Origin of the sequence: Alkaliphilus serpentinus (assembly GCF_009017255.1) — a bacterium.
Taxonomy (GTDB): domain Bacteria; phylum Bacillota; class Clostridia; order Peptostreptococcales; family Natronincolaceae; genus Alkaliphilus_D; species Alkaliphilus_D serpentinus.
Genome location: NZ_WBZB01000039.1, coordinates 47,216 through 73,390 on the forward strand (window position 1 = coordinate 47,216; position 26,175 = coordinate 73,390).

The 26,175-nt window shown below is 34.8% G+C and carries 28 protein-coding genes and 1 riboswitch; of the genes, 6 read left to right on the forward strand and 22 right to left on the reverse strand.

The features are described from left to right. Positions 1 to 18 precede the first annotated feature (18 nt). Positions 19 to 702, forward strand: coding sequence for an ABC transporter ATP-binding protein (locus F8153_RS10925; RefSeq protein ID WP_151866392.1), 684 nt, complete (start codon positions 19 to 21; stop codon positions 700 to 702). Further along, entirely contained in the window at positions 699 to 3,260 is a 2,562-nt protein-coding gene (locus F8153_RS10930; protein WP_151866393.1) for an ABC transporter permease, read from the forward strand. The genes F8153_RS10925 and F8153_RS10930 overlap by 4 nt, the downstream gene beginning before the upstream one ends. A 201-nt stretch (positions 3,261 to 3,461) precedes the next feature. Here F8153_RS10930 and F8153_RS10935 read toward each other — a convergent pair whose 3' ends face one another. The 12 genes from F8153_RS10935 to F8153_RS10990 form a co-directional block, all read right to left on the reverse strand. Next, complete coding sequence (locus tag F8153_RS10935) at positions 3,462 to 4,214, reverse strand: L,D-transpeptidase family protein (RefSeq protein WP_243136956.1); 753 nt, start codon at positions 4,212 to 4,214, stop codon at positions 3,462 to 3,464. A gap of 140 nt (positions 4,215 to 4,354) precedes the next feature. Beyond that, complete coding sequence (locus tag F8153_RS10940) at positions 4,355 to 5,803, reverse strand: MerR family transcriptional regulator (RefSeq protein WP_151866395.1); 1,449 nt, start codon at positions 5,801 to 5,803, stop codon at positions 4,355 to 4,357. 478 nt (positions 5,804 to 6,281) lie between these two features. Beyond that, positions 6,282 to 7,085, reverse strand: a complete 804-nt coding sequence (locus tag F8153_RS10945; protein ID WP_151866396.1) for a GNAT family N-acetyltransferase — start codon at positions 7,083 to 7,085, stop codon at positions 6,282 to 6,284. 230 nt (positions 7,086 to 7,315) lie between these two features. Beyond that, positions 7,316 to 7,861, reverse strand: a complete 546-nt coding sequence (locus F8153_RS10950; protein ID WP_151866397.1) for a GNAT family N-acetyltransferase — start codon at positions 7,859 to 7,861, stop codon at positions 7,316 to 7,318. A 245-nt stretch (positions 7,862 to 8,106) separates the two neighbouring features. After that, positions 8,107 to 9,243 (reverse strand): aminotransferase class I/II-fold pyridoxal phosphate-dependent enzyme, encoded by a 1,137-nt coding sequence (locus tag F8153_RS10955; RefSeq protein WP_151866398.1) that lies wholly within the window; start codon positions 9,241 to 9,243, stop codon positions 8,107 to 8,109. A 239-nt stretch (positions 9,244 to 9,482) separates the two neighbouring features. Beyond that, the gene (locus F8153_RS10960) at positions 9,483 to 9,965 is read right to left on the reverse strand and encodes an HAD family hydrolase (protein ID WP_151866399.1); all 483 of its coding nucleotides are present in this window, start codon (positions 9,963 to 9,965) and stop codon (positions 9,483 to 9,485) included. A gap of 66 nt (positions 9,966 to 10,031) precedes the next feature. Next, on the reverse strand, positions 10,032 to 10,634 hold the full coding sequence (locus F8153_RS10965; RefSeq protein ID WP_151866400.1) for an SIR2 family NAD-dependent protein deacylase: 603 nt from the start codon (positions 10,632 to 10,634) through the stop codon (positions 10,032 to 10,034). Between the two features lie 271 nt (positions 10,635 to 10,905). Further along, on the reverse strand, positions 10,906 to 11,412 hold the full coding sequence (locus F8153_RS10970) for a hypothetical protein (protein ID WP_151866401.1): 507 nt from the start codon (positions 11,410 to 11,412) through the stop codon (positions 10,906 to 10,908). A gap of 204 nt (positions 11,413 to 11,616) precedes the next feature. After that, the gene (locus F8153_RS10975; RefSeq protein ID WP_151866402.1) at positions 11,617 to 12,003 is read right to left on the reverse strand and encodes a hypothetical protein; all 387 of its coding nucleotides are present in this window, start codon (positions 12,001 to 12,003) and stop codon (positions 11,617 to 11,619) included. Between the two features lie 317 nt (positions 12,004 to 12,320). Beyond that, positions 12,321 to 13,040: a pseudouridine synthase gene (locus F8153_RS10980; RefSeq protein ID WP_151866403.1), complete on the reverse strand. Its 720-nt coding sequence runs from the start codon at positions 13,038 to 13,040 to the stop codon at positions 12,321 to 12,323. A 243-nt stretch (positions 13,041 to 13,283) separates the two neighbouring features. Then, the gene (locus F8153_RS10985) at positions 13,284 to 13,913 is read right to left on the reverse strand and encodes an MBL fold metallo-hydrolase (protein ID WP_151866404.1); all 630 of its coding nucleotides are present in this window, start codon (positions 13,911 to 13,913) and stop codon (positions 13,284 to 13,286) included. Positions 13,914 to 14,068: 155 nt separating this feature from the next. Further along, positions 14,069 to 14,362: a PAS domain S-box protein gene (locus F8153_RS10990; protein WP_151866405.1), complete on the reverse strand. Its 294-nt coding sequence runs from the start codon at positions 14,360 to 14,362 to the stop codon at positions 14,069 to 14,071. A gap of 200 nt (positions 14,363 to 14,562) precedes the next feature. Here F8153_RS10990 and F8153_RS10995 point away from each other — a divergent pair, with 200 nt between their 5' ends. Further along, a complete protein-coding gene (locus F8153_RS10995; RefSeq protein ID WP_151866406.1) occupies positions 14,563 to 15,297 on the forward strand; it encodes a YetF domain-containing protein in 735 nt (244 codons plus the stop codon). An 82-nt stretch (positions 15,298 to 15,379) separates the two neighbouring features. Here the strand turns inward: F8153_RS10995 and F8153_RS11000 are convergent, their stop codons facing one another. Beyond that, positions 15,380 to 15,631, reverse strand: coding sequence for a hypothetical protein (locus tag F8153_RS11000; RefSeq protein WP_151866407.1), 252 nt, complete (start codon positions 15,629 to 15,631; stop codon positions 15,380 to 15,382). Between the two features lie 291 nt (positions 15,632 to 15,922). Then, entirely contained in the window at positions 15,923 to 17,569 is a 1,647-nt protein-coding gene (hcp, locus tag F8153_RS11005) for a hydroxylamine reductase (RefSeq protein ID WP_330577778.1), read from the reverse strand. Positions 17,570 to 17,805: 236 nt separating this feature from the next. Between hcp and F8153_RS11010 the strand changes: the two genes are divergently transcribed. Continuing rightward, positions 17,806 to 18,321: a dUTP diphosphatase gene (locus F8153_RS11010; protein WP_151866408.1), complete on the forward strand. Its 516-nt coding sequence runs from the start codon at positions 17,806 to 17,808 to the stop codon at positions 18,319 to 18,321. Positions 18,322 to 18,654: 333 nt separating this feature from the next. Beyond that, a complete protein-coding gene (locus F8153_RS11015; protein WP_151866409.1) occupies positions 18,655 to 19,026 on the forward strand; it encodes a phage holin family protein in 372 nt (123 codons plus the stop codon). A gap of 117 nt (positions 19,027 to 19,143) precedes the next feature. Here F8153_RS11015 and cwlD read toward each other — a convergent pair whose 3' ends face one another. Beyond that, entirely contained in the window at positions 19,144 to 19,857 is a 714-nt protein-coding gene (gene cwlD / locus F8153_RS11020) for an N-acetylmuramoyl-L-alanine amidase CwlD (RefSeq protein ID WP_243136958.1), read from the reverse strand. A gap of 161 nt (positions 19,858 to 20,018) precedes the next feature. On the opposite strand from cwlD, the gene F8153_RS11025 reads away from it, so the two are divergent. Continuing rightward, positions 20,019 to 20,249, forward strand: coding sequence for a hypothetical protein (locus F8153_RS11025; protein ID WP_151866410.1), 231 nt, complete (start codon positions 20,019 to 20,021; stop codon positions 20,247 to 20,249). A gap of 136 nt (positions 20,250 to 20,385) precedes the next feature. On the opposite strand, the gene F8153_RS11030 is transcribed toward F8153_RS11025, so the two are convergent. The 7 genes from F8153_RS11030 to F8153_RS11060 all read right to left on the reverse strand — a co-directional run bounded on the left by F8153_RS11030 (position 20,386) and on the right by F8153_RS11060 (position 26,030). Then, a complete protein-coding gene (locus tag F8153_RS11030; RefSeq protein WP_151866411.1) occupies positions 20,386 to 21,402 on the reverse strand; it encodes an HD domain-containing phosphohydrolase in 1,017 nt (338 codons plus the stop codon). Between the two features lie 91 nt (positions 21,403 to 21,493). Then, a riboswitch (cyclic di-GMP riboswitch) is annotated at positions 21,494 to 21,577 on the reverse strand. 245 nt (positions 21,578 to 21,822) lie between these two features. Next, positions 21,823 to 22,215, reverse strand: coding sequence for a 30S ribosomal protein S9 (rpsI, locus tag F8153_RS11035; RefSeq protein WP_151866412.1), 393 nt, complete (start codon positions 22,213 to 22,215; stop codon positions 21,823 to 21,825). A 25-nt stretch (positions 22,216 to 22,240) separates the two neighbouring features. Next, a complete protein-coding gene (gene rplM, locus F8153_RS11040) occupies positions 22,241 to 22,669 on the reverse strand; it encodes a 50S ribosomal protein L13 (protein ID WP_151866413.1) in 429 nt (142 codons plus the stop codon). A 106-nt stretch (positions 22,670 to 22,775) separates the two neighbouring features. After that, positions 22,776 to 23,522 carry a tRNA pseudouridine(38-40) synthase TruA gene (gene truA / locus F8153_RS11045; RefSeq protein ID WP_151866414.1) on the reverse strand — a complete coding sequence of 249 codons (747 nt, stop codon included), beginning with the start codon at positions 23,520 to 23,522 and terminating at the stop codon, positions 22,776 to 22,778. Between the two features lie 30 nt (positions 23,523 to 23,552). Further along, positions 23,553 to 24,353 (reverse strand): energy-coupling factor transporter transmembrane component T family protein, encoded by an 801-nt coding sequence (locus F8153_RS11050; protein ID WP_151866415.1) that lies wholly within the window; start codon positions 24,351 to 24,353, stop codon positions 23,553 to 23,555. Then, complete coding sequence (locus tag F8153_RS11055; RefSeq protein WP_151866416.1) at positions 24,346 to 25,209, reverse strand: energy-coupling factor transporter ATPase; 864 nt, start codon at positions 25,207 to 25,209, stop codon at positions 24,346 to 24,348. Before F8153_RS11055 ends, F8153_RS11050 begins: the two co-directional genes overlap by 8 nt. After that, positions 25,194 to 26,030, reverse strand: a complete 837-nt coding sequence (locus F8153_RS11060; protein WP_151866417.1) for an energy-coupling factor transporter ATPase — start codon at positions 26,028 to 26,030, stop codon at positions 25,194 to 25,196. The genes F8153_RS11055 and F8153_RS11060 overlap by 16 nt, the downstream gene beginning before the upstream one ends. Between the last annotated feature and the right edge of the window lie 145 nt (positions 26,031 to 26,175).

Genomic DNA, 26,175 nt, shown 5'->3' on the forward strand with positions numbered 1-26,175 from the left:
TCAAAGGAGTAGAGAAAAATGGAAATTTTAAGAGTAGAAAATCTGTCTAAAATTTATGGCAAAGGGGCCATACAAGTTAAAGCATTAAACAACGTATCCTTCAGTGTTAAAAAGGGAGAATTTGTAGCGATTGTTGGGCCATCGGGATCAGGCAAATCTACCCTTTTACATGTTTTAGGAGGAGTTGACCGACCCACCAGTGGTAAGGTATTCATCGAGGATACTGATGTATATAGCCTTAATGAATCAAAGCTTGCCATCTTTCGAAGGAGGCAAATAGGCCTTATCTATCAATTTTATAATTTAATCCCTATCCTAAATGTAGAGGAGAACGTTACCCTTCCCCTCCTATTGGATGGTGGGAAAATTAACAAAGGTAAGCTAGAGGAAATACTAGCAATTCTAGGTTTAACCGATCGGCTTAATCACCTTCCAAATGAGTTATCCGGCGGTCAGCAGCAAAGGGTTTCAATTGGTAGGGCCCTAATAAATAATCCTGCTCTAGTGCTGGCGGATGAACCCACCGGCAACCTAGATAGTAAAAATTCTAAGGAGATTATTGATCTTTTAAAGGTCTCCAATAAACAGTTTAACCAAACCCTAATCATCATAACCCACGATCCTCAAATCGCCTTGCAGGCAGATAGGATAATTACCCTTGATGATGGTCAAATCATAAAGGATGAGGTGATTAGAGGGTGAATATTTTAAATAAGTTAACTCTAAAAAACCTACAGCTCAATAGAAGACGGACTATCGTAACCATTATTGGAATAATACTATCCGGTGCCATGATCTGTGGTGTGGCTGCCCTTGCAACAAGCTTTCAGGACTTACTGGTACAAGGAGCAAAGAAGACTGATGGTAATTATCATGCAATATTTTATAACGTAAAATATGAAAACAGCAAATATATCACCAGTCATGCCTATACCAAGACTTCTATGTTAACGAAGGATATAGGCTATGGAGTTCTTGAAACTCCCAGGCAAGAAGAAAAGCCCTACTTATTTATTAAGGCCTATGATGCTGTGGCACTTGAAAGCCTACCCCTCACCCTTCTTGAAGGGAGACTACCCAATAAAGAAGGAGAGATGCTTGTTTCCATTGAGCTAAAAACAGCAGAAGCAAAGGATTATTTAATCGGAGATACCATCACAATAGATATAGGTAGTAGGATGGAGGAAGGAAACTATTTAGGTCAGGACATAGCTTTGAAGCCCCAAGAAAAACTTGTAACCTACAATACAAAGACCTATACAATAACAGGCTATATACAAAGACCTAGAAATGAGTATCCCGCATCCCCTGGCCATACTGCTATAGCCTTTTTAGATGAAGGCAACCTTCTCCCTCAAGACGAAGTGAATGTTTCAATTTTAGGAGTAAAGCCAAAAAAAATATTTGAAAAGGTTCCACAAATAGCTGAGACTGCTGGTGTAACTAGAATGTCCTATAATAATGAATTACTAAAATGGATGGGAATATCCCAGAATGAAGCCCTCAACAATATGTTTGGTAGTTTAGCTTTAATTATAATTTCGTTGGTTGTTGTTGGTTCAGTTTCTGTAATCTACAATGCTTTTGCCATTTCTGTAAGTGAAAGAAAAAAGCAATTTGGAATGCTGGCCAGTGTAGGAGCTACTGCCTATCAAATTAGGAGAATGGTCTTCTATGAAGGCTTGATTATTGGTTTAATTGGAATACCTATTGGGATTTTATCAGGCTTCTTAGGAATTGGAATTACCCTTAAGGTGGTAAACCACCTCATGGTGGATTCAATCTTTGGTTCCGGAATTGCTCTTAGGTTAATAATCAATCCAACCATTGTAATTACTACAATTCTCTTTGTAGGCCTTACCATCTTCCTATCAGCCTATTTTCCGGCTAGGAGGGCATCAAAAATATCTCCAATTGATGCCATAAGATTAACCACCGATATTAAGCTAAAGGCTAAGAAGCTTAGAACATCAAAACTCACAAGAATCCTCTTTGGTATGGAGGGTGAGTTGGCACTTAAAAATTTAAAGAGAAATCGAAAAAGATACAGAGCAACAGTTTTTTCTTTGTTCATTAGTATCGTCCTATTTGTCTCCTTCTCGGCCTTTATGACCTATGGCTTTGCCAGTAGCGAATTGTATTATGGTGATATACCCTTTGACGTAGGAGTTATTAGCAATGAAGCTCCAACAGACAAGGCATTAGAGCTTTTTGAAGAAATCTCAGAGTTTGATCATATTGAAAGAGTTAGTATTCATAGAACTCTAAGAATTACTGGAGAAATACCTGACATATCTTTATTTGGTCAATATCTTAGAGAGCAAATTCAAGAACATAATATGTTGGAGGAAAATTCTAAAGGGAATTATGAGATAAACATCAATGTAGTATCCTTAACCCCAGAGGAGCACCAGATTTATTTGGAGAGTTTGGATGCTAAACCAGCATCAACTAAGAACCTTGGTGCAATATTGGTGAATAAAAATATCGTAGGTGGCAGAATAGAATATGAACCCCTTAACCTTGAGGTTGGTGATAAGCTTGATATACAAAGTAATAATTCGAGTCTTCAACTTGAAGTTACAGAATTAGCAGACAGTATTCCCTTTGGTGGTAGATATAACTCTATGGCAACAATCACAATGATCGTAGAAGAGGATGTCTTTGAAGAGATTTATCAAGCTCAATCCAAGGATATTCAAAAGAATAATTTAGTTGCCCACATAGCAATTAAATCAAGTAATAGTGCTAAGTTGATGGAGGACATTAAAAGCCTAATCAAAACAGATGGTAACAAAGCCTTCAACGTTGTTGATATAACTACCATGAAGCAGGAAATGGAACGAATGAGAATTGTGATTGCCATCTTCCTATATGGCTTTGTAAGCTTAATAACCTTGATTGGTGTTACCAATATCTTTAATACAATTAGCACCAATGTGGCTCTAAGACGCAGGGAGTTTGCAATGCTTAAGTCAGTGGGTTTAACCCCAGAGGGCTTCAACAAAATGATCAACTTTGAAAGTATTTTCTATGGTTTAAAGGCCCTTTTATATGGCTTGCCTGTCAGCGGATTTTTAAGCCTATTGATGCATAATTCCTTTGGCAACCTATTTGAGTTTGAATTTGTTCTTCCTTGGAAGGAGATATTTATCTGTATTGCAGGGGTATTTATAGTGGTTTTCGTAACTATGATGTATTCCAGTGCCAAGCTTAAAAGAGAAAATATTATTGACGCTTTAAAAGAAGAGAATTTATAGAAAGATATCTAAAAACTGGAGAACTACGAGAGTTCTCCAGTTATCTATTGATGTTTTAAATTGAAAATACTAATACATTATTGATTTTTTGAGTCTTTAAGGTTTCTTATTTGGATGATTTGTGGCTAAAAGTTTAATCCTTTTAGAATTTAATTTAAAAAAGCTGAGAACCAAAACAATTCTCAGCTTAATATCTTAATACTATTCCATCATCATAATCCCTAAGGCCTTAAAGGTTTCATAGGTAATGTTGGGGTTTTTACGAATTCCGTGATCCTCTTGAAATTTATAAAGGGCCTGCTCCATTCCCGGACCATATTTACCATCAAGATAATCATAATTATAATAGCCCAGAATCTGTAATCTTCGTTGTACCTCCATAACATCAGAGCCAAAATCACCAGGTTGAATGGTATTTAACCCATATCCAAAGGGCCCATAGGCACCATTAACTATGGCCACTGGGGTTCCTACCTTCACGTAGGTATATAAATCTTCCACATCCCTATTATTCATTCTAATACATCCCCCAGAAGCATTGTAGCCTATTGAATTGGGTTTGTTGGTTCCATGTATACCGTATTTACCCCAGGGTACGTTGATGCCCATCCACCGGGTTCCAAAGCCTCCACCCCATTTGGCTTTATTAATTACCTTCCAAGAGCCTATAGGGGAGGGTGTATCAATTTTACCACTGGCAACGTTGTATCTTTTTATAACAGCATTACCGTTTAATAGATAGAGCTTCTTTTCTGCTATATCAATAAGAATTTTTAAATCTTCATAGTTGGGATTGTTTATTAACATTTGGTTTTCCCATTGCATGTACTCATTAAAAACCTTTTCTGCCCCTACTGAAACTTTATGATTAAATATATTATAGCCAGCAGTAATAACTACAGTTAGACATAATATTAAAATAAATAGTTTAATAGATCCTTTTATAGTAAACAACCCCATCCCCCCCATTAGTAATTATATGCGGAGGGACAGGGTCATTTACTTATAACTTTTGTCTATACATAAAATCATTGGCAGTATACTCATAAAAAGAATAAATTAAGCCAATTCTCTCTTCCCCTTGGTTTCTTGGTTTAATTTTGTTTTATCAATGAAAAACTCAGGCTGTAGTAGGTTTTTGTAGCTTTTTCTTCTGGAATCAGTATATGGGACTGAATTACTTTATAGCCTGAATAGTCAGTAACACATGTAAAGGTGATGCCTGCCTCTTCAAAACAAAAATCCTTAAAAGTGTTCTTTTCAATTTCCTCCCCTATTCGCCTTGGAAGTTTAGAAAATAAACCTATTTCCTCCTGGGCACCAGCGAAAGCAAGGGATACTAGAAACATTTGCTTGTCATATGAATAAAGCCATTTATCATTATTCGTGATTTCAATTTCAAAAGAAACTCCCTTCACATATCCGTTTGCAATTGTAAAATGATACTTTGGCTTTTCAGTATCTTGGATTTCAATATGGGTCCTTCCGTCAAAATCCTTTTTCACCCATTTTCCATCTTTATTTAAGTATTTATTGCCAAAGTTAATACCAAAAAACTCAGCATAATAATTGTGGTTCTCAACAAATTCTGCTACAGTCAAATTCCCTCGGTTGGGAGGAAGTTGCTGTGCGGAGGTTACTGTAAGCAAAAAAGCTATTGCAACTGCATGTGCACCAATATAAAACACACCTCGGTACCATTTGGTGTCTTTAAGAGTATAAGATACTTCCTCATCCCATGGTTGGGTTTCTTTCTCATTACACAGCTTATAGCTTTTCAAAAGACAAATTAAGTTATAGATTGGAATATTGTAACCCATCCCAGTACCTATAACACTCCAAGTTCTTTCTAATCCCTCAGCATAAGATAGTGGCCTACCATCAGGATTCTCAATTCTAAGTCCTAAAAGGGCCTTTCCCGGAGTAGTCCCCAACATATGGAGCCAGAAGGGTTCTATAAACAACATGATAGCAATTGATATGAAGGAATCAAGTGAGTTCTCAAAATTACCTCTAGTAGCCAAATTAACATCAAATACCAATGCAAGTAAAGCCATCCAAAGAGTATTGTACATAAAGATGTCGAAGATTCTAGCTAAAAATCTACGCCATGGATGAAATACCTGTGGAAGCTCATCCCCTTTGATAGAAAAATATCCACTGTCTGTTCCTTTCATTGATTCCTTGATACAATTCAGATATTTCTTAGCATCCAAATCAGCAAAGGTTACCCATTCTCCCTGCATAGCCCGGCACACATCCTGCGCATAAGAAGCATCTTTCTTTTCTTGATCTAGTTTGACAATTTGCTTGGAAAGAGTGTCTAGCAAATCCTTACTTCCTTCTTTTAGGGCTTTAATTTCCTCTAAGGATATATGCAGGCTCCGTAAAAGTTTAATACGTAATAAAATTTGTAGATCATTCTGAGAATAATCTCTATATCCGTTATCCATGCGTTTTGGTGTAATGAGGCCCTCACGTTCATAAAATCTAATATTTCCTCGTTCCATCCCTGATAGCATTTCAACTTCTTTTATTGTCATATCCGTCCTCCTTTACGATTTGTTGTCTTAATAATAAACTATAAAGTCTGTTTATAGTCAAATGTTTTTATGTGAAACTCCTATTTACACTAACATTATATAATACTCGCTACAGTATGTGTTGATACTCTAAATTATTGATAATATTTAATATGAATCATATTAACTACTATGTATTGATTCTCCATGAAGTTTTAGTACACCTTCACTAATCCCTCGACAATTTTCTTGTGTCTCTTGATACCAACTTGTAATTATGAAAGTTCTTTTAATTCACTTAAACATAATCTTCTAATATAAGTACATACCAGATTTCCTGCTTATAGGTCAATTAATTAATGAATTTGAAATATAAAAAAAGCTTATCTCTAAGCTTTTCTCATATCTGACATATAGTTGTTCTTTTGGTTTCTAGGTAGCATTTAAAGCATCTGACTTCAAACTTCTTTGCAAAATCTGCCTTCTCAACTAAGTATATTTAGAATTTATACCAATAACATGTATACTCATATGCTTTTTCTAGACCCAGCTTTTCTGCCATTAATTTTGAACCAACATTATCTTCACTACAATCCCAATGGGGTTCTATACCCGTCTTCTTACACTCATTTAAAAACACTGTAGCTAGTTTATATCCATATCCTTTTCTTCTATGATTTTCTAATGTTTCTATTCCAATGGTATGAGTATTATCCTTAACTAATCCAGAGTAGCAAATGCTTACTATTTCCTCTTCTATTAAGTAATAATAACATATACCTTTATCTAAAAAATTCTCTAGACTTCCCCAGAATTGTTCTATTTTATTTCTCAAGAAATCTAAGTTGGAGATCTTTAAATTAAAGGTATTTATATCAACTTTCACTATATTCGCTATGTTTTCTTCACTTATTAAAGTTTCATTTTTTGACTTGTATACCAGCTGCTTATCTTTTCCTAGATTTTCACTTGAGAAAACTTCTTCAATTACTCTATTCCATCCTTGGGTAACTCCCGAAATTTCAATCCATTTGATACCAATGTTATTCAAGCTAGAATAAACACATCCTTCAATGAAAGATAAAAGTTCATTATTAAATTGAAGATTGCTATAATCCCCTAATAAATAGAAGCCTCCCATACCTAAACAAAAAACTAATGCTGATTTTGGTTGTCCTATGTCATCTACAAAAACCCACCCTGGATTATTTTTTTGAATTACTGATGCAGCCTCTGGAAATTTGTCATTTCTAATCAAATAATCTATTTTAGAGTACTTGTCTTTACTTAATTCTTCAATCATAATTATTCATCCTTTCTATTAACTTCCGTTTTCCCCTTCTCTAAAGTACCCTTAGCTTTAGCCCATCCCCTGTATTAAAAGGATTTAGAATAATGGTTTATATAAGAATAATGGCTGGATTAATCTAGCCATTATTCTTATATAAATATTAACATTTTTTCTCATAGAAAGCAATTTTCACTAATTCAGATTTAATATTGTAGTTAGAGTTATACAACACTCAAAACCTTCTAATTATTAATAACCTTCAGTAAAATATATCTTAAGATACCTTTAGGATTTTCAGACGTTGGGTATTTGTATTCTAACTTCTTAATTTCAAATCCACACTTTAGCATATTCTTTAAACTTGGTAAATTAAAGGGGGATATTGTACAAACCAAGTATTTTGCTTCTTTATCCTCATCCTTACTTAAGTAATCCATTAAAGAGTTAAAGGTTTTTCTTTGTAGTTTGCTTCCACGATATTCTGGCTTAACAATCGTTGTCTCCAGCTGCAAAACCGAATCTAACTCATCGTCAACTAACCCTATATCACGACCAAGATTACGTTCTTCTTGTCTTGGATAGCTGGCATATCTATATCCAACTAACTGATTTGCTTCATTAAAGACACCAATTACATAGCCACCTTCTTTAAGCCCTCTTCTCATTTCATCTTCCGTATCCATCACAAAAATGTCTTTATCTTCTAATTGATGATAAATTTCTAATTGCATACTCAATAGTTCATCGATATATTCTAGTCCAATTCTTTTCAATATTAGCCTTTCCAAAACCTCACCACCTTTAAATAATGCCCCACTAGCTTTGATGATAATGATTATTATTAATATTACCCTATTCTTACCCATAACTCACAATTTCTTTATTCTATCGAATTGGTTCATAAAAAAAGACCCCTATTAAAGTCCTATTATAGCAAACAACCCTGTTCCCTCAATAAAACTAGGGGCACAGGGTTCTCATCCTTAAATGTATACTGATGCTAAAATCTTTTTTCATATGTCCCCCTGCTTATTCATTTGCCTTCAAATAGCTCATAACCACTAACAAAGTATTCTTCCAACTTATTTAGAATCTCTTTGAAATTATCTCTACCTAGTCCAATTCTAAAATAATTGCCTTCGTAATCAAATATATCACCAGGAACAATCATGATATTCTGCTCCTTTACAATTCTATCGCAGAACTCAACTACATTTATTTTGGAATTAAGCCTAGGAAATGCTATTGACCCACCATTAGGTTCTATCCATGTAAAAAGGTTGCTAAACTTATGAAAGAAACTTCTTGCTGCTATTAAATTCTCTTGAATTCTCTCTTTATTTCTTTTTACGATAGCTTCCTTTTGTCTTAAGGCCATAATCCCTAAAATTTCACTAGGGGCACTGCCACATATGGTTGTATAATCCTTTAATGTAGCAAGTTCCTTCATAAGCTTATGGTCCTGAGTTGTAATCCAGCCTAGCCTAAGGCCAGGTAAGCTAAAGGTTTTAGATAATCCAAATAATGAAATACCTTTTTCATAGAGATCGGCAACTGAGGACAATGCATTTTCTTCACTATGCTCTAATAGCCAATACATTTCATCAGAAAATATGTATAAATTATATTTCTTAGCAATTTCAATTATTTTATTTAGTTCTACCCTTGTGGGCATATATCCCGTTGGATTATGAGGAAAGTTTATTATGATCATTTTGGTGTTGGCTTGAATATTTCTTTCTAGAAAGTCTATATCTAGATGCCATTGATTATCCTTTTCTTCTATTCTCCAGTTGGTTACTGAAGCCCCTAAGGATTTGCAGATTTCAGCTAAGGATTGATAAATGGGATCTATTACAATAACATGATCTCCCTCGTCAACCACAGCATTCATCGCAACAAAAATTCCTTCCTCTGGAACAAAGGTTATAACATCTTGGGCATCAATATTCTTATAAAGACTGGCTATTTCCTTTCTCAGAATGGGATGCCCCATTGATTCAGTATAGCTAAGCTTTAAATGATTCCAAAGCCTTAAGCTCTCTTCATCAGCATTTGCGACAAGTTCCTCCATCGTTAAGCTTTCGCAGTCAGAAGGACTTAATAAGTATTGCGCAGTAAACTCATATATTGCAAAGTATCTTTCCAGCTTAAATTCCTTAATTTTCATGAACTGATCCCTCCTATATCCTTATTAAATCTATTGTATCATTTAAGTTAACTTAAATAAAATCTAAGAATATTTCTTATGTGTAAGGATTTAATTGGAGCTGGTAGAACTAAAAAAACGAAGGATTAGCTTTTATTAGCGCTAATCCTTCGCTTTACTCATTTATTATATCCTCACACTTGCTAGGGTAATTTAATCTTCAGTTGTATCCCCATGAAAGGTTACAGTAAAAACGTATGCTACATCATACTCTTTAAGAGCTTCCATTCCTTCCTTCTCATCAAATATGCTTGATGGACTTTCAGTTGAGAGTTCTCTATTCTATTCAGCTGAACCTCTTTAATCCCATTGGTAATTATCGCCAGCCTAAAGCCTTTGTCGAATAAATATCTACAAATATCGATTGCCCCTTCAATTATGAATGAGGCTTCTCCTAGGAATTGAAGATATCTTTGACTAAAATCCTGAAAATCTGATTTAACTGACAGCGAATGCTCCTGTATAAGTCTTTCAAAGCGCTTTGTTCTTAGTGTAATCATATCCACATTGCCCACCTCAAATTCCTTCCACAACTGCATATTGATGGTTCTGTAGCTATTAAGGATTTCATCGCTACATTCTATATCATGATCCTTTAATAGACTGGTTAAGGCGAATACTTCCGCTTTTGTGTAATCAAACAATGTATCATCTGCATCAAATAAAATATATTGATAAATCAATTTTTAACCCCCTTTGTTGTTGGTAAGACTGTAAATTAATCCGTTGTACATAAATTTTAGATAAAATTAACCCAGTATTTTAGCCAAGTATTGGGGCACCTCTACCTCTGCATCCCTGTTTATTAGCTTTACCTCTATACCCATTCTCTCGGCTCTATATACAAGGTCATGGGCGGTGGAGGTATAAAAGGAGGTTCCCACCACCAAAAGAACATCTGCCTCTGACACCATGCTTATTGCTTCAAAGTACAAGGGGATCTCATCGCCGTATAAAACAACCTTTGGCTGTAGCAATGTATCACAGTGGGTACAATAAATCTTCTCATTAACTCCTTCTAAATCATAACTCCTTAAGCACTTGGGACAAAAAATACTATTTAAGTTCCCGTGAATTTCAATAACCCTTTTGCTGCCTGCCTTTTCATGGAGGGAATCAATGTTCATTGTCACTATGGGTATATTGTGTTTAGCCAGTGCAAGATGGGCCCCATTGGGTTTAGCCCCTTTAATAGTGCTATGTAGCTCCTTTAAGATCTTATAGAAGTGATTGGGGTTTTCATTAAAATAGTCCCTTGTCAAAAGATTTCTAAGCTCTCCCATTTCATTAAAGGTAGGTATTCCGCTGGCCTTTGAAACTCCAGCTCCTGTAAAGGCGACAATCCTTTTCAACTAAAAGCCCTCCTTATGAATTCGATTGTTTGACTCTATTTTTTATAATTAGTATACTTTAGAAGGGGGTGATTTTCAAATGAAAGATGATCAAAATTCAGTTCTACATCCTACACAGGGATTATAGCTTTTTTAATTGGTGCATGTTTCTTTGTGGCATCAGTTTCCATTTGGAAGCTTATTTGTCAGGCCCTACTAATTATTCTTGAGGCCTTTGAAAGCTATACAAGAAATACAAATAAAGGTTAGGTACCCTGTACCTAACCTTTATTTATAGCAATCCCTTAATAGCATTTATAATATAGTTTCCTACCTCTTCAACATTAGCTCTTTTTGAAGGAGCAGTGATGCTGTCAATATCAATTAATTGATTATCCCATTGAGCTCTATCTGCTGTGTTAACCATATAAATCCTACTATAATCCTTAAGGCTTGTGATAAAGGCTTCTACCTCTTTATGAAGACCGTTTGATTCAATTGAGGAAAAGATAATGATTGCATCCCATTCTTCATGATTAATCTCTGCTAGCTGAGTAATATCAACAACAGAAATATAAACAGCATTTTCTTTATAATAACTTTCTACATTTTTTAGTACCTTTTCTTTAAAGGACTTTTTCTGAGTTGCAATTAAAACCCTTGAATCGTGGACATCATCATTTATGCTATAGTTCTCTATTATTCCTTGAACCTTAGTCACTCTGTAGGTTAAGATTCCAGAAACGCCCAAAATCATAACGAGCAACACTACTGCCATAACATTTCTCGCTGTTTTCATGGTTCTACCTCCCATCAGATTGCCCATGGATCTTCCGCTTCTTTTAAAATTGTATTTATTCATATAAGTGAATATTTCAAACAAATAGAGTATTAATACTATTATATCAAGATTAAGAAATCAATCTCTAGTGAAATATTATGTAGTATATGCAACAATTAACTTTTTAGAGGTTTTTATACTATGTAACAGGCCGGAATATAATTAAAATTTTAATATTTCATTCCACTTTTTAAGCTCTATCTTGTCACTACTAACATCCTTTATTGTAATATGACTCTCAAGCTCATTAATCTTTGTTCTAGCAATGGCTGCCATTTTTAATACATCTTTATTTTTTGAGGTTGAGGTGCCTGCCATAATTTCCATTAACGCTGGATCATTTACAACGATGGTTATTTCCTCTTCTTTAAATTCTTCCATTACCTTTAATAATTTAACCAGTGCAGCTAAGCCTACCACTGCTGGCTTTTTATAGCTATCCCAAATGGTATCTTTTTTTATTAACTGATCCTTAAAAATTCTATATCGAATCTCTATGTCTTCTCCTTCATATCCAGCTGATATTCCCGCTAAGTATACTGTAATCATCATAACCCTCCGTATTTTTTAAATATATTTTTCACTTCCCTTGTAGCTAATAAGCTTAACTATATTAAATATTGTAGCTGTTATTTTAAATTTCAATCTTCCATTTTCAATTCTCAATTGCTTCTTCTCATCTTTATAATACCTCTAACAATGATTATAACAGCCAAAACCAAATCGATGCTCCCTCTAATGATATAGCCTGTAGATATTCTATATATTGCTCATAGACCTATTACCCCCAGTATAATAAAAGTAGCAAGGTACCTTCTATCCACTATATTTCCTCCTAATATACGATTCTATCAGCTAACTTTAATTTAGTTTCCCTCTCCTTTTGCCATAAGCTTGATATCCTTTATCTCCTCAGGTGTTAGATATCTCCACTTTCCTGTTGGCAAATCTCCAAGGGTTAGATTCATAATCCGTATCCTCTTTAACTTTATAACTTCATAGCCAAATTGACTACACATTCTTCTGATTTGTCGATTCAGTCCCTGAGAAAGGATAATTCTAAAGGTCCTCTCATTCACCTTAATAACCTTGCATTTTTTCGTTATTGCATAGCTTTTCTTCACAGGATTAAAGATTTTAACTCCCTTTGACATGGCTTCTAGAAATGATGCTGTAATTGGCTTATTTACTGTTACGATATATTCCTTTTCATGATTATTGCTTTCTGCCAATATTTCATTTACAATGCTTCCATCATTGGTTAGTAATATTAAGCCTTCGGAATCTTTATCTAATCTTCCTATGGGAAATATTCGTTTAGGATGCTTAACATAATCTATGATATTATCTTTTATATGCCTCTCAGTGGTGGAGATTATTCCTACAGGTTTATTTAAGGCAATATAGATATCATTTTTTTGAGGTATGACCAGCTTCCCACTCACCTCAACCTGATCCTCTTCATTTACAATTGAACCTAACTCAGCTATCCTTCCGTTTATTTTAACTTTTTGCTCCATGATCAGCTTATCGGCTTCTCTTCTTGAGCAAAGACCTGTTGAGCTAATATAGTTATTCAGTCTCATAAAGTTCTTAAAGTCTCCTTACACTTATGTTGGTATATAAATTTATTGTTGGTATATTTGATACCTTTTATTATAAGAATCAGCAAATAAAGCTAGAGTATATCTAAATACCCTAGCTTAATGATGTTAGTCAATACTCAGATGGCACCTGTTCTTAAATAAAAATATCATTTTAATCAATTTTCCAATATCATTATATTTCTTTTTATACCCAATGGAAAGGAAAATATTCTTTATAGCTGGCTACTTAAAGTATTTTACATTTTTACTCCGAACATCCCCGATGGTTGAAGACTGACCATGTCCTGGATAAATTACAGTAGTATCCGACCATCTTGATACCTTGTTCATAATAGATTTCCTAAGAGCTTCTTCATTTCCTCCTGTAAGATCTGTCCTTCCCAAATCATCTTCAAAAACAGTGTCGCCGGTGAATACGATATTGCTATTACTTTCCTTAAGACATATTCCTCCAGGGGTATGACCTGGGGTATGAATCACCTCTAGCTTCAACCCTCCCACCCTGATTATACTACCATCCGTCACCATGGTATCTACCTTTAAAGAAATATCTTCCCTTCTCATTTGGGCTGAGTAATTTATCTGGGGATCCATTAATCCTTCTACTTCTTTCTTATGAGCCATAATGGGTATATTGAATATTTTCTTAAGGCCTTCTGCCCCTCCTATATGATCAAAATGACAATGGGTTACTATGATTCCAATCGGCTTTAATGAGTTTCTATTTATACCCTTAGTTAGGGTTTTTTGATCATCTCCTGGGTCGATTACTAGAGCTTCTAGGGTATCTTCATCATAAATAATGTAGGCGTTTGTTTCATCCATACCAACTATAAATCTATCAATTTTCATTTCAGGTTCTCCTTCTATTAAACACTAATTCATATTGTTCACATGATATATATCAGAAAACTCAATATTAATGGCTTCTATGTAATTTCTTTAGATATCAGTAAAGGACAGTGGAATAGGAATTCCAGCAGCTGATTGATGCTAAATATTAAGTTTTAGGGAGTTCTTAACTCATGGGTTAAATTGTTAAAGTACTCGGTTTTCATCATAGCATATTCTTCCGATTCCTCCAACAGCTTTTTTTGCCTTTGTAGGTTCTCTTCTAAGATTTCTCTTCTTTTTCTTTCACTTATGTCGTAGATAATAATGAGAGCAGCATCTTCGCCAAGTTGGTAATATGGTATGGCCTTAAGCTCCACCCAAAGGATTTCACCATTCCTTAATCTTAGTTTCTCTTCATAAGAAGAAATAAAAGTATAACTGGTTCTAGTTGGATATTTAGATTGAATCTAATTGCTTTAGTAGATACCACAATGATCCCCCTTATGCAAATATAATATGAACAAACATTTATAGTTTCTACATATTTCTAATTTTTCCTTCTAAACTATAAGGATTTTCAGCTTTATTCTGTAGGTATAAGGTATAAAAGTCTGACCTTAATGAGATAACTAATAAAAACCTTTAGTACCTGGAGGTAACCCTATTTATGCTAGATTTTAAAGAACTTTATCAAGCAGTACACCATCCTATCATTGTATATATTTTATTAATTACTCTAACTAGAATCATTGGAAAAAAACTTCTAGGTCAGTTAACATTTTTTGACTTTGTAACTGGTATAACCCTTGGGACCATTGGTGGGGCCTATGTAGCCACTGAGGTTAAGGGTTACTATGTACTGGTTAGCGCCATTATAATGGCTGCTCTGGTTTATTTAACAGGTTTTCTAACAATGAAAAATGTTACTGCACGGAAGCTAATAGAAGGAGAACCCATCATAGTTGTTCAAAATGGCAAAATTTTAGAGGATAATATGAGTAAGGTAAGATATAATCAGGACGACTTAATGATGCAGCTTAGAGAGAAGGATGTATTTGACTATTCCCAGGTGGAATTTGCAATCCTAGAGCCCCATGGAAAGCTTAGTGTACAAAAAAAGTCTCAATATAAAAATATCACTCCAACAGACTTAAATATACCAACCCAAGACAGAGGAATATCCTTTGAGGTTATCAGAGATGGGAGGTTACAAGAGGCTAATCTGAAGCAGAACAATATCTCTTTTACATGGCTTTACAACCAGTTGGTAGCTAAGAATGTAAAAAGCCTTGAGGATGTCTTTCTAGCCACCATGACTAAGGAGGGTCCGCTATATATCGACTTTAAAAAGGATGAATTAGTAAATCCCCAAAGATCAGAGGATGATGATTCTTTAATATAGTTGATAAATTTGCAAATGAAAAGAAATAAGTAAAAGCTCAAAGGAAATTACTATATCCCTTTGAGTATTTTTTCTCTTGGTTTTACAAAGGAAAAGCATTAGGATATTCTGTAAATATTTCAGAGTATCCTAGACTGCTTATATCCTCATCTGCAGTTGAATTGTGATTTTCATTTAGTTTGGTGATTCCCATTTGAAAGTCTACTGAATGATGGATATCAAAGAAAAATTCTTCCTGAACTCTATTCATCATATGAAGGCTAGGATCCTCTATATAGGGGATTTTGCCAGCTTCAGTATTGGTGTTTTGTGTGCCATCAATATTTATATTCATTGATTTCTTTAACCTCCTTTTAATCTAAATACATACCATAAATTAATATTTTGTAAGAATTGCCAGCTTAGTCACTAACTGAAATTAGCAATTTAGACATCTACTTATTTTCAATTTTCAATCTTTATATCACTTATTCCCATTCTGTTTTCCATTTTTGTTCTTATGCTGTTTGTTTAATTTTCCATTTTCAATTTTCAAATTTTAATTTTTTATAGTATTCCCATCAGATATGTAAATCCATACAAAAAAAGCTACCCATTTCTGGATAGCCTTTTAAAGCATGTGTTATTATTGAGCCATAAACATATTGATATCGTCTTCTACATTAGTAATTCCGCCTATACCAAAGTTTTCTACTAAGACCTTTGCCACGTTTGGTGATAAGAAGGCCGGTAAGGTTGGTCCTAAATGGATATTCTTAACTCCTAAATATAGTAATGCAAGTAAAACAATTACTGCTTTTTGCTCATACCATGCAATATTATAAGAAATAGGCAGGTCGTTGATATCGTTTAGTTGGAATACTTCCTTCAGCTTTAATGCAATAACTGCTAATGAATAAGAGTCATTACATTGGCCTGCATCTAGAACCCTTGGAATTCCTCCAATATCACCTAGGCTTAGCTTATTATACTTATACTTTGCACAGCCTGCTGTTAATATCACTGTATCCTTAGGTAGTGCTTGCGCAAACTCTGTATAGTAGTCTCTGCTCTTCATTCTACCATCGCACCCTGCCATTACAAAGAACTGCTTAATTGCTCCTGATTTAACTGCATCTACCACTTTATCCGCCAAGCTTAATACAGTATTGTGGGCAAAGCCCCCAATGATTTCACCCTTTTCAATTTCAATAGGTGCTTGACACTTTTTAGCCTGCTGAATAATTTCTGAGAAGTCTTTAGTACCGTCAGCCCTCAAAGGAATTTCCTTTAAGCCTGTAAAACCAACTGCTCCAGTTACGTAAACCCTATCTTTATAAGAATCCTTTGGTGGAACTAAGCAATTGGTAGTCATTAATATAGGTCCATTGAAACTTTCAAACTCTTGATCTTGCTTCCACCATGCATTTCCGTAATTACCAACAAAGTGGTCATATTTCTTGAAGGCGGGATAGTAATTTGCTGGTAGCATTTCACTATGGGTATAAACATCCACTCCACTGCCTTCTGTTTGCTTTAATAGTTCTTCCATATCCTTTAAATCATGACCGCTGATTAGTATAGCAGGATTGCTTCTTACTCCTATATTTACCTTTGTGATTTCGGGGTGTCCGTAGCTGGTTGTATTGGCCTTATCTAACAAAGCCATTGCCTTAACCCCTATTTCACCAAGTTTCATATTAAGAGCTACCAGTTCTTCTGCAGATTTGCTGGTATCCAGGGTGGCCACCAATGCTTCTTGCATAAAGCTATAGATTTCATCTTCTTCATAGCCGAGGTTAAAGGCATGCTCTGTATAGGCCGCTAAACCTTTAAGTCCAAAGATGGCTAAACTTATAAGGGAACGTACATCTTCATTTTCAATATGATCGAAGCCTACCATTCTTGCTTTTTCTTCAAAGGTTTCTTCAGTACCAATCCAATGGGCTGCATCATGGGTAATACCCGTGATATTTCCTCCGGCTTTAACAACCTCTTCTTTAACCTTATTTCTAAGTTCTAGTGTTTTATTAATTCTTTTTATAAATCCAAACTTATCAAAGTTGGCATTTGTTATAGTTGTAAATAAACCTTCTGTAATAAACTGATCTACTTCATTTGTATCAAGTTTTAGAGCTCTTGCTTCTTTATTATAGGCTGATAGACCTCGCAATAAGTAAATTAACAGGTCTTGTAGATTTGAAACATCGCTGGACTTACCACATATACCTATTTTAGTACAGCCAGTGTTTTTTGCTGCTTCTTGACATTGATGACAAAACATTTTGTTCATTAGATCAATCCTTTCAATTAATTAGTCTAGAACTATATTAACATCAAAAATACTAATCCTCTGTGATTTGAATCACTGGTTTTTTTGATAAATATCACATTTTAAAACTATTTCAAAATAATTTTTATATATTAATTTGAATATTGTATATTTTATATATATACATTTGCTAGATATTTAGTATAATAATATTATCTAGTATTAGTACCTGGTTATATTTTAGAGGAGGTTATCATATGGAGTTACATCAATTATTTAAGGTGCAAGATATTATTGAAAATAGAATAAAGCTTTTAACAGACATTCCTGAAGATCTACATGGTAGCGATAATACCTTGGATTTAAGATTTTTAGCCCTACAGGTTAAAACCTGTGAAATAGCCAACTTAACAAAGTGCTATAAGTACTCAACACTAAAGGAGGATATATCAAAGGACAAATTGTTTGCCCGCTACTTGGATGCTCTGAAGTTTCTATTGTCCATAGGAAATGTCCATAGTTTTAACATCATTAACTTAGATGCAATTTTATCTGTTGATAAGGAAGAAAGCTTAATAAAGATATTTTCTATAATTTTGGATACAATCTCTGCTGTAAGAATAAATATACAAAGTGGCAATTATATGGCCTCTCTTACCAACTACATCGAGCTATTTGCCCGCTTTGTTCATTTAGGCGAAGCCCTTGGATTTAGCTTTGATGAGGTTTATAACTACTACCTTAAAAGATACTCAGTTGAAGACCGTCAATAAAGGAAAAATGCCACAAGAGTAATAGACTTATATAATCTACATTATTAAAAGACTAGTATCTGAGGATAATCCCATACCTACGATACTGGTCTTTTGATTTTAAATAAATTTTGCCCTATAAAAGAATAATATAAGTATAAATAAAAATGCCAGTAGTATATAGGTAAAAATCCTTTTGGATAATGAAAGGACAAATAACTTTTTCGGCATATTAAACAATCCCCTCCTAAAAAAGTATACATGACTCTTAAACCTTCCCATAATTTACATTTCAGAATAAAATAAGCTATTCTGTTAATGCTAATACTAATATATCAGAAAGGAGTTTTGTATATGTCAAATGAAAGAAGAGATAATAGAACAGAGGCTTCTGGAAGCTGGCTGGGTTTAATTCTAAGATTCATTGTTTCATCCGTTGTAATAGCAATTGCAGCATTCTTAACTCCGGGTTTTTCTATAGGGGGTCTTTGGAGTGTTTTAATTGCTGCATTGGTTATATCTGTTGTAGATTACTTGATTAATAGATTCGCCAAGTTTGATGCATCTCCCTTTGGAAGAGGACTTACAGGCTTTATAGTAGCTGCTGCAGTAATCTATGGAACTCAGTTTCTTGTGCCAGAAATGAGGGTTACAGCAATAGGGGCTTTACTTGGTGCCCTTGTTATTGGAATTATCGATATCTTTATACCTGGTAAGACGTTATAAGTTATCCACATTTTAGATGAAAAAATGAAATACTTATACTAAAAAAATGTGGAAAATAAATGTTTAATTAACTTATTTACATGAGTTAATCACATTATCCACATTTATTATCCACAGCTACTCTGTTTCTAAGAAGTATCTTTGTATGGCAATATAGATTGCCCATGCAACCTTTTTTTGATATTCACTATTATTGAGTTTCAGTTTTTCATTAGGATTGGAAAGAAATCCACATTCTACAAGAACGGTGGGTATTTCCAATCCTTTTATTAAGTATATACTTGAATTTGATAAGGGAACTCTTTGATTATTCTTATCAAGGGTGTTAACCAACTCCTCCTGCATGATCTTGGCAAGCTCTTTTCCTGGAGGATTATCAGCAGGATAAAAGGTTTGAGCACCATAATATCTTGATTGTCCAAAGCTGTTAAGATGTATTGAGACAAATAAATCTCCTTTACTATTCTTAACAATCGTCTTTCTGTTTCTTAGGTCTTCATTTTTTTTATTTCTAATGGTGCCAGACTGAGAGTACAATCCAATATCCTCATCCCTTGTCATTATAACCACTGAACCCCTCTTTTCAAGATATTCCCTCAGATACAAAGCTATAGATAGATTGATATTTTTCTCTAGTATACCATTACCACCCACGGCACCAGGATCAATACCCCCATGGCCAGGGTCAATTACAACAACTCTAGTTGTAGATGGTAGGCTGGTTTCTATTGCCCTCCTATGAAAGGCAAAGAACAATAGAATACCCATAACTATTGCAATCAAAAAAAGCGCTAAAAAAAACCATTGTTTTTTAATTATAATAAAAGTCAATTATCAAACCTCCCCTAGGCTTTTTACCCTTATTTATATTTATATGTCAGAAACCCTCTGATACTTCCTAAATTATTTATTTAATTAGGTTTTATTAGGAGGAATTTAAATATAACATCAGGGAATAATATCAATAGCATAATAAAGAAGGGAAGGTTAATATGGTAAACCAAAAAGATATGAAAGCTATAGAAAATCAAATTGAATTACTAAAAAATAATAATCAAAAGACCTTAGAATACTTATCGGCTTTGGAGCTTCTCTTAGTTGATGATAATAATAGTAAATCCAAGGATGTTGTACTTTCTAAGGAATTAGACTATTTACACAGTAAGGTTAATTCTTTATCAAAGGATATTGATACCTTTATGAATACTTTAAGCGATATATAAAGAGAGGCCCCGAAAAATCTTTCGATAGGATAGACAAATAGTTTTAGAATTCGATATATTTCCCGGGAAAAATGAAGATAATGATTTTAATAAGGGGAAATAGAAAGCTAAAAAAGCAAAAAAAAAGACTGATCTGTCAGTCTTTTTCTTTGATTAAGTGGACAAATTTCTTTACTACCTCTTCATCATAAATAGAACCTATGTCCTTCTTAATAATACTAAGGGCTTTATTGCTATCAAAGCCAATCATGTAACTACTTTCAGCTGTTAACATATCAAAGGTATTACAAACAGCAAATATCTTAGCTTCTAAAGAAATTTGGCTTGAATGTAGGCCCATAGGATAACCCTTCCCGTCAACTCTTTCATGATGCTGTTCTATGATTAATGCAACCCTTTCAAGATTACTAAGCTGTCTTACTAAATTTGCACCTAACTCAGGGTGCTTTTTAATATCGTGGTATTCTTCTATATAGAATCCATTCTTTTGTAATATTGAGTCGCGAATAGCAATTTTTCCTATATCATGCAATAGAGAAGCATGTTTTAAATCTATCCTTCTATCTTTACTTAACTCAAACTCCTCAGCCAGCTTTTCAGTATAACTAGCTACACTAACACTATGGTTAGAAAGCTTCTCATTTTTAATATAAATAATCTTACACAACATATCTATTACATTATAGTATGATTGGTGTGCTATCATCTCAATTTTATTCAAGCACTCCTGCCAATCCTTAAAGGTTGCCAATATGCTTTCTTCAACAATTTTCTTAATTTGATTTTCTTTTCTAAATGCTATAGCCTTTTGAATAAGTAACTTTACATGTGGGTTGAACCATGGCTTTACAATATAATTATAGATACTTCCATCATTAAGGTAGGCTACGTTTCTTTCAAAATCCTTATAGCTAGTCATAAGGATTCTAACGGTTTGAGGTGATTGATCTTTTATATGGCTTAATACCTGCATGCATCCTATTTTTTCATCTACAACAACAATATCGTAATCATCTGCTGATAGGGTATTAAGGGCTTCATTTAAGTCAGTTGCATAATCTACTTGGTACTCCTTTAAGTCAAATAGCTTCATGAGGGATTTTATAATATGTATTTCTTCATCAACTAAAAGCACTTTCGGCTTATCAAACATATTAACTCTCCTTTATACTTTAATCAACAACTCATAACTAGGCCTTATAACAACAAAAAGCAACCATAGGTTGCCCAAAAAAAACAATAAAATTGGCAACCCGACTATCATATCTGAAAGACTTAGATTCGTGGCTTTGCGTCATCACCTTTCGGTGATTTTGCCTTTATTACAATATACAAGTATGAAATTTTTGTAGGTCTATGTACCTAGTACCTACAATATATACATTACCATATATTGCTACAAATATCAATATTTTAAATTTTTATCCAATCAAATGGCTCCGGAGCTTAAATGGTTTAAAGGAATCAATATCTATTAATAAAAAACGCCAGAGGAATTTTCCTCTGGCGCTTTGATACTGTTTCCAGCAATCTTTGTAATTGTAAGCCAACTTGCTTGTGAGTTGACAGATATCTATCTCTTTGAGAACTGAGGCGCACGTCTTGCAGCCTTTAATCCATACTTCTTTCTTTCCTTCATTCTTGCATCTCTTGTTAAAAAGCCTGCTTTTTTGATTGGTGTTCTTAAAGCATCGTCAGATTTAACTAGAGCTCTTGCAATACCATGTCTTAAAGCTCCTGCTTGACCTGTGAATCCTCCACCGTTTACAGTAGCTATCACATCAAACTTACTTAATGTTTCTGTTAAAATTAATGGAAGCTTAACTTCTCTTCTTAGAGTTTCATAATTAAAATACTCTTCGATATCTCTTTTATTTATAGTAATGTTTCCATCGCCTGGAACAAGTCTAACTCTAGCTATTGATTTCTTTCTTCTACCTGTACCGTAATATGCTAACTTAGCCATGATAAAATTCCTCCCTTCAAATTTTTTAGAATTCTAATGATTCTGGTTTTTGAGCTTCATGATTATGGGTAGGTCCTGAATAAACCTTAAGCTTCTTAATCATTTGTCTACCTAATCTAGTTTTTGGAAGCATTCCTCTAATTGTATTATGAATTAGCTTCTCTGGCTTTTCTTGAATCATTCTTCTAAAAGGAATTTGTCTCAATCCACCTGGATGGCCTGTATGATAAGTATACATTGATTGATCTAATTTTTTACCTGTTAGGTGTACTTTTTCTACATTTACGATGATAACAAAGTCACCCATATCCACATGTGGAGTATATTCAGGCTTATGCTTCCCTCTTAAAATCTTTGCTACTTCCGATGCTAGACGACCTAAGGTTTTACCTTCAGCATCTACAACGTACCATTTTCTGTCTACTTCATTGGTCTTCGCCATGAATGTCTTCATCGTTTTCCCTCCTTATACTAATCGATTAATTTCATTAACATCTATACGTAAGATCCGGGGCTAGTGGATCCTTTTTTACACGCTCTATAATTGTAATACAATGGGCCTAGCGTGTCAAGGGGTAAAATACTTTATCGAGATATAAACCTTGGGGTGGAGCTGTTGGTCCTGCCAAGTTTCTATCTCCAGTTTCTAGGGCCTCAACAATTCCTTCTAGGGGTCTCTTATTTAAACCTACCTCTATCAAGGTTCCTACCATTATTCTAACCATATTATACAAAAATCCATTCCCACTAAAGATCATCTTTACAAGATTATGATCTTCAATAAAATCAATTTTATTGATTTTTCTTACTGTATTCGTCACACTACTACCACTGGACATAAAGGCCTTAAAATCATGTTCTCCAATAAATAGCTGCGATGCTTCCTTCATTAGCTTCAAATCTAACCCCTTTGATATATGATAACTATAATTCCTTAAAAGGGGCCTTCGATTACATCCGTGGAGAACTTGATAATAATAACGCTTTCCGATTACGCTATATCGAGAATGGAAGTCATCGGCCACATCAGTGGCTTCTAATATGCTGATATCCTCTGGTAATAGACTATTTAGGGCCAAGGGTATACGAGGAGTAGGGATAGAGGATTCTGTTAAAAAGTTGGCCACCTGACCCTTCGCATGAACCCCAGCGTCGGTTCTACCGGAGCCATTAACCTTGATATCCTCTCCAGTCACCTTCCTTAATGCTTTAACAACCTCCTCTTGTACCGTTCTTCCATTAGGCTGCTGTTGCCACCCCGAGAAATTAGTGCCATCATATTCTATTATAATCTTTACGTTCCTCATAATATCATTCCCGTCGTCTAACAATAGAACTTAAAAAGAAACTCTAATATATACTAACATAGCCATAAGTAAAGTCATTATGGATAAGGCCTTATAGTCCCTACCAGTCATAATCATCTGCTTCATCCTCGTTCTGTTGGTGTCTCCCCTATAGCACCTTGCCTCCATAGCCATGGCCAGCTCGTCAGCCCTTCTAAAGGCACTAATAAACAATGGAACCAATAAAGGAACTAGGCTCTTTGCCCTGTTGATAATATTGCCACTTTCAAAATCAGCACCCCTTGCCATTTGTGCCTTCATAATCTTATCGGTTTCCTCCAATAGGGTTGGTATAAACCTTAATGCTATGGTCATCATCATGGCCAGCTCATGGGCTGGGACACCGATCTTTTTAAAGGGCTTAAGCAAGTTTTCTATACCATCTGTTAGGATGATGGGGGATGTGGTGAGGGTTAGCATTGAGGTCCCAACTACTAGAAACATAAGCCTTAAAGCCATAAAGGTTCCTTGATATAGGCCTTCTATTGTCACATTTAAGGGTCCAATACTAAATAGAGTTTCCCCACTGGTCATAAAAATATTAATAATAAAAGTAATAATTATAATAACTCTAAGGGGCTTTAGGCCTTTTAACATGTATTTAATTGGAATTTTGGATATATGAATGCATGCCAAAACAAATAGTGCCAGTAGTCCATAGGTGAAAAAATTATCTACTATGAACAAACCAACAATATAAGCAAAGGTGGCTAGTATTTTTGCTCGTGGATCCAATTGATGAATATATGAACCTGTTGGGTAATATTGACCTATGGTTATATCTTTAAGCATTTTTTCTACCTCTTAACCATTTCATAATTTCTTCTTTTGCTTCTTCAATTGTTAGAATATCCTCTCGAAGCTGTATATTGTTTTCTTTAAGCATCTTCATTAAATAGGTAATTTGGGGTATACCCAAACCTATAGACTCCAAGGTTTCAACCTCTTTAAACACCTCTCTAGAGGTGCCTGTAAGGGCTATTTTCCCCTTATGCATAACGATTATACGATCTACCAGTCGTGCAATATCCTCCATACTATGAGATACAAGGATAACAGTGTTTTGAACCTTTTGGTGAAGGCTTTTAATTTGCTCCAGGATTTCATCCCTTCCCCGTGGATCCAAGCCAGCAGTTGGTTCATCCAGTATTAAAACTTCAGGCTTCATGGCTAAAACTCCTGCTATCGCCACCCTCCGCTTTTGTCCACCACTTAATTCAAAGGGAGATCGATCCTTCAGTTCTTCAAAGGGTAGCTTCACAAGGTCCATAGCCTCTCTAATCCTAGCTGCTATTTCATCTTCACTAAGGCCCAAATTTATGGGACCAAAGGCTATATCCTTGTAAACCGTCTCTTCAAAAAGCTGGTGCTCTGGATACTGAAAAACCAAACCGACCTTTTTTCTAATATCTCTTAGCTTAATATCCTTACTGGTTATATCCTCACCATTTATGTAAATTTTCCCTTTAGATGGCTTCAGTAATCCATTAAGGTGTTGGGTTAATGTAGACTTACCTGAACCAGTATGGCCTATGAGGCCCACAAACTCACCAGCCTTTATTTCTAGATTAATATCATCAAGGGCTTTGGTTTCAAAGGGGCTACCTGGATTATATATATGAAACAGATTTTCTATTTTAACCGACATATGTTCATCACCATCTCATCCACTGTTAGTATGTCATCAGGCAGGTCTATTCCAGCACTTTTTAGCTGATGGGTTAGCTCTGTTACCTGAGGTACGTCCAAGCCTAATTCCTTTAGCTTCTCTACTTGAGAAAAAACCTCTCTAGGGGTTCCCTCCAAAACGATATTACCCTCCTCCATAACAATTACTCGGTCTGCCTCAACAGCCTCCTCCATGAAATGGGTAATATTGATGATTGTAATCCCTTCCTCTTCATTAAGCTTTTTAATAGTCTTCATAACCTCTCGCCTACCAGAAGGGTCCAGCATAGCTGTAGGTTCATCTAGGATGATACAATGGGGTTTCATAGCAATAACCCCGGCTATGGCTATCCGCTGTTTTTGCCCTCCGGATAGTAGATGAGGTGCTTTGTGGCGATATTCCTCCATATCCACTTGGCTTAAAGAGTTATTTACCCGCTCTATAATTTCAGAAGGCTTTACTCCTAGATTTTCGGGACCAAAGGCTACATCCTCCTCCACTATCGTAGCAACGATCTGATTATCGGGGTTTTGAAATACCATGCCGGCAACCTGTCTAATATCCCACAGATATTCTTCCTCCTTAGTATTCATCCCCTGAACCCTTACGTCCCCTTCTGAGGGCAGTAGAAGAGCATTAAGATGCTTTGCCATGGTGGACTTCCCTGAACCATTGTGGCCAATTATAGCAACAAATTCGCCCTTCTTAACCTCAAAGGAGATCTTGTTAAGGGCGATAACCTGCTTTTCGTTATTTGTATACTCAAAGGTTACATTTTCTACTTGTATCATTTTGTCCATAAGAAACCACCTCTTAAATACAATAAATTTAATGTAATGAGTGATGTTAAATGTTGAATGTTGAATTATTGAAGCAATTTGTTTCCAAATTCCATTTAAGAATAGAAGGTCCATTAAGTCATATGCTAAGTTAATAATTCTTTTA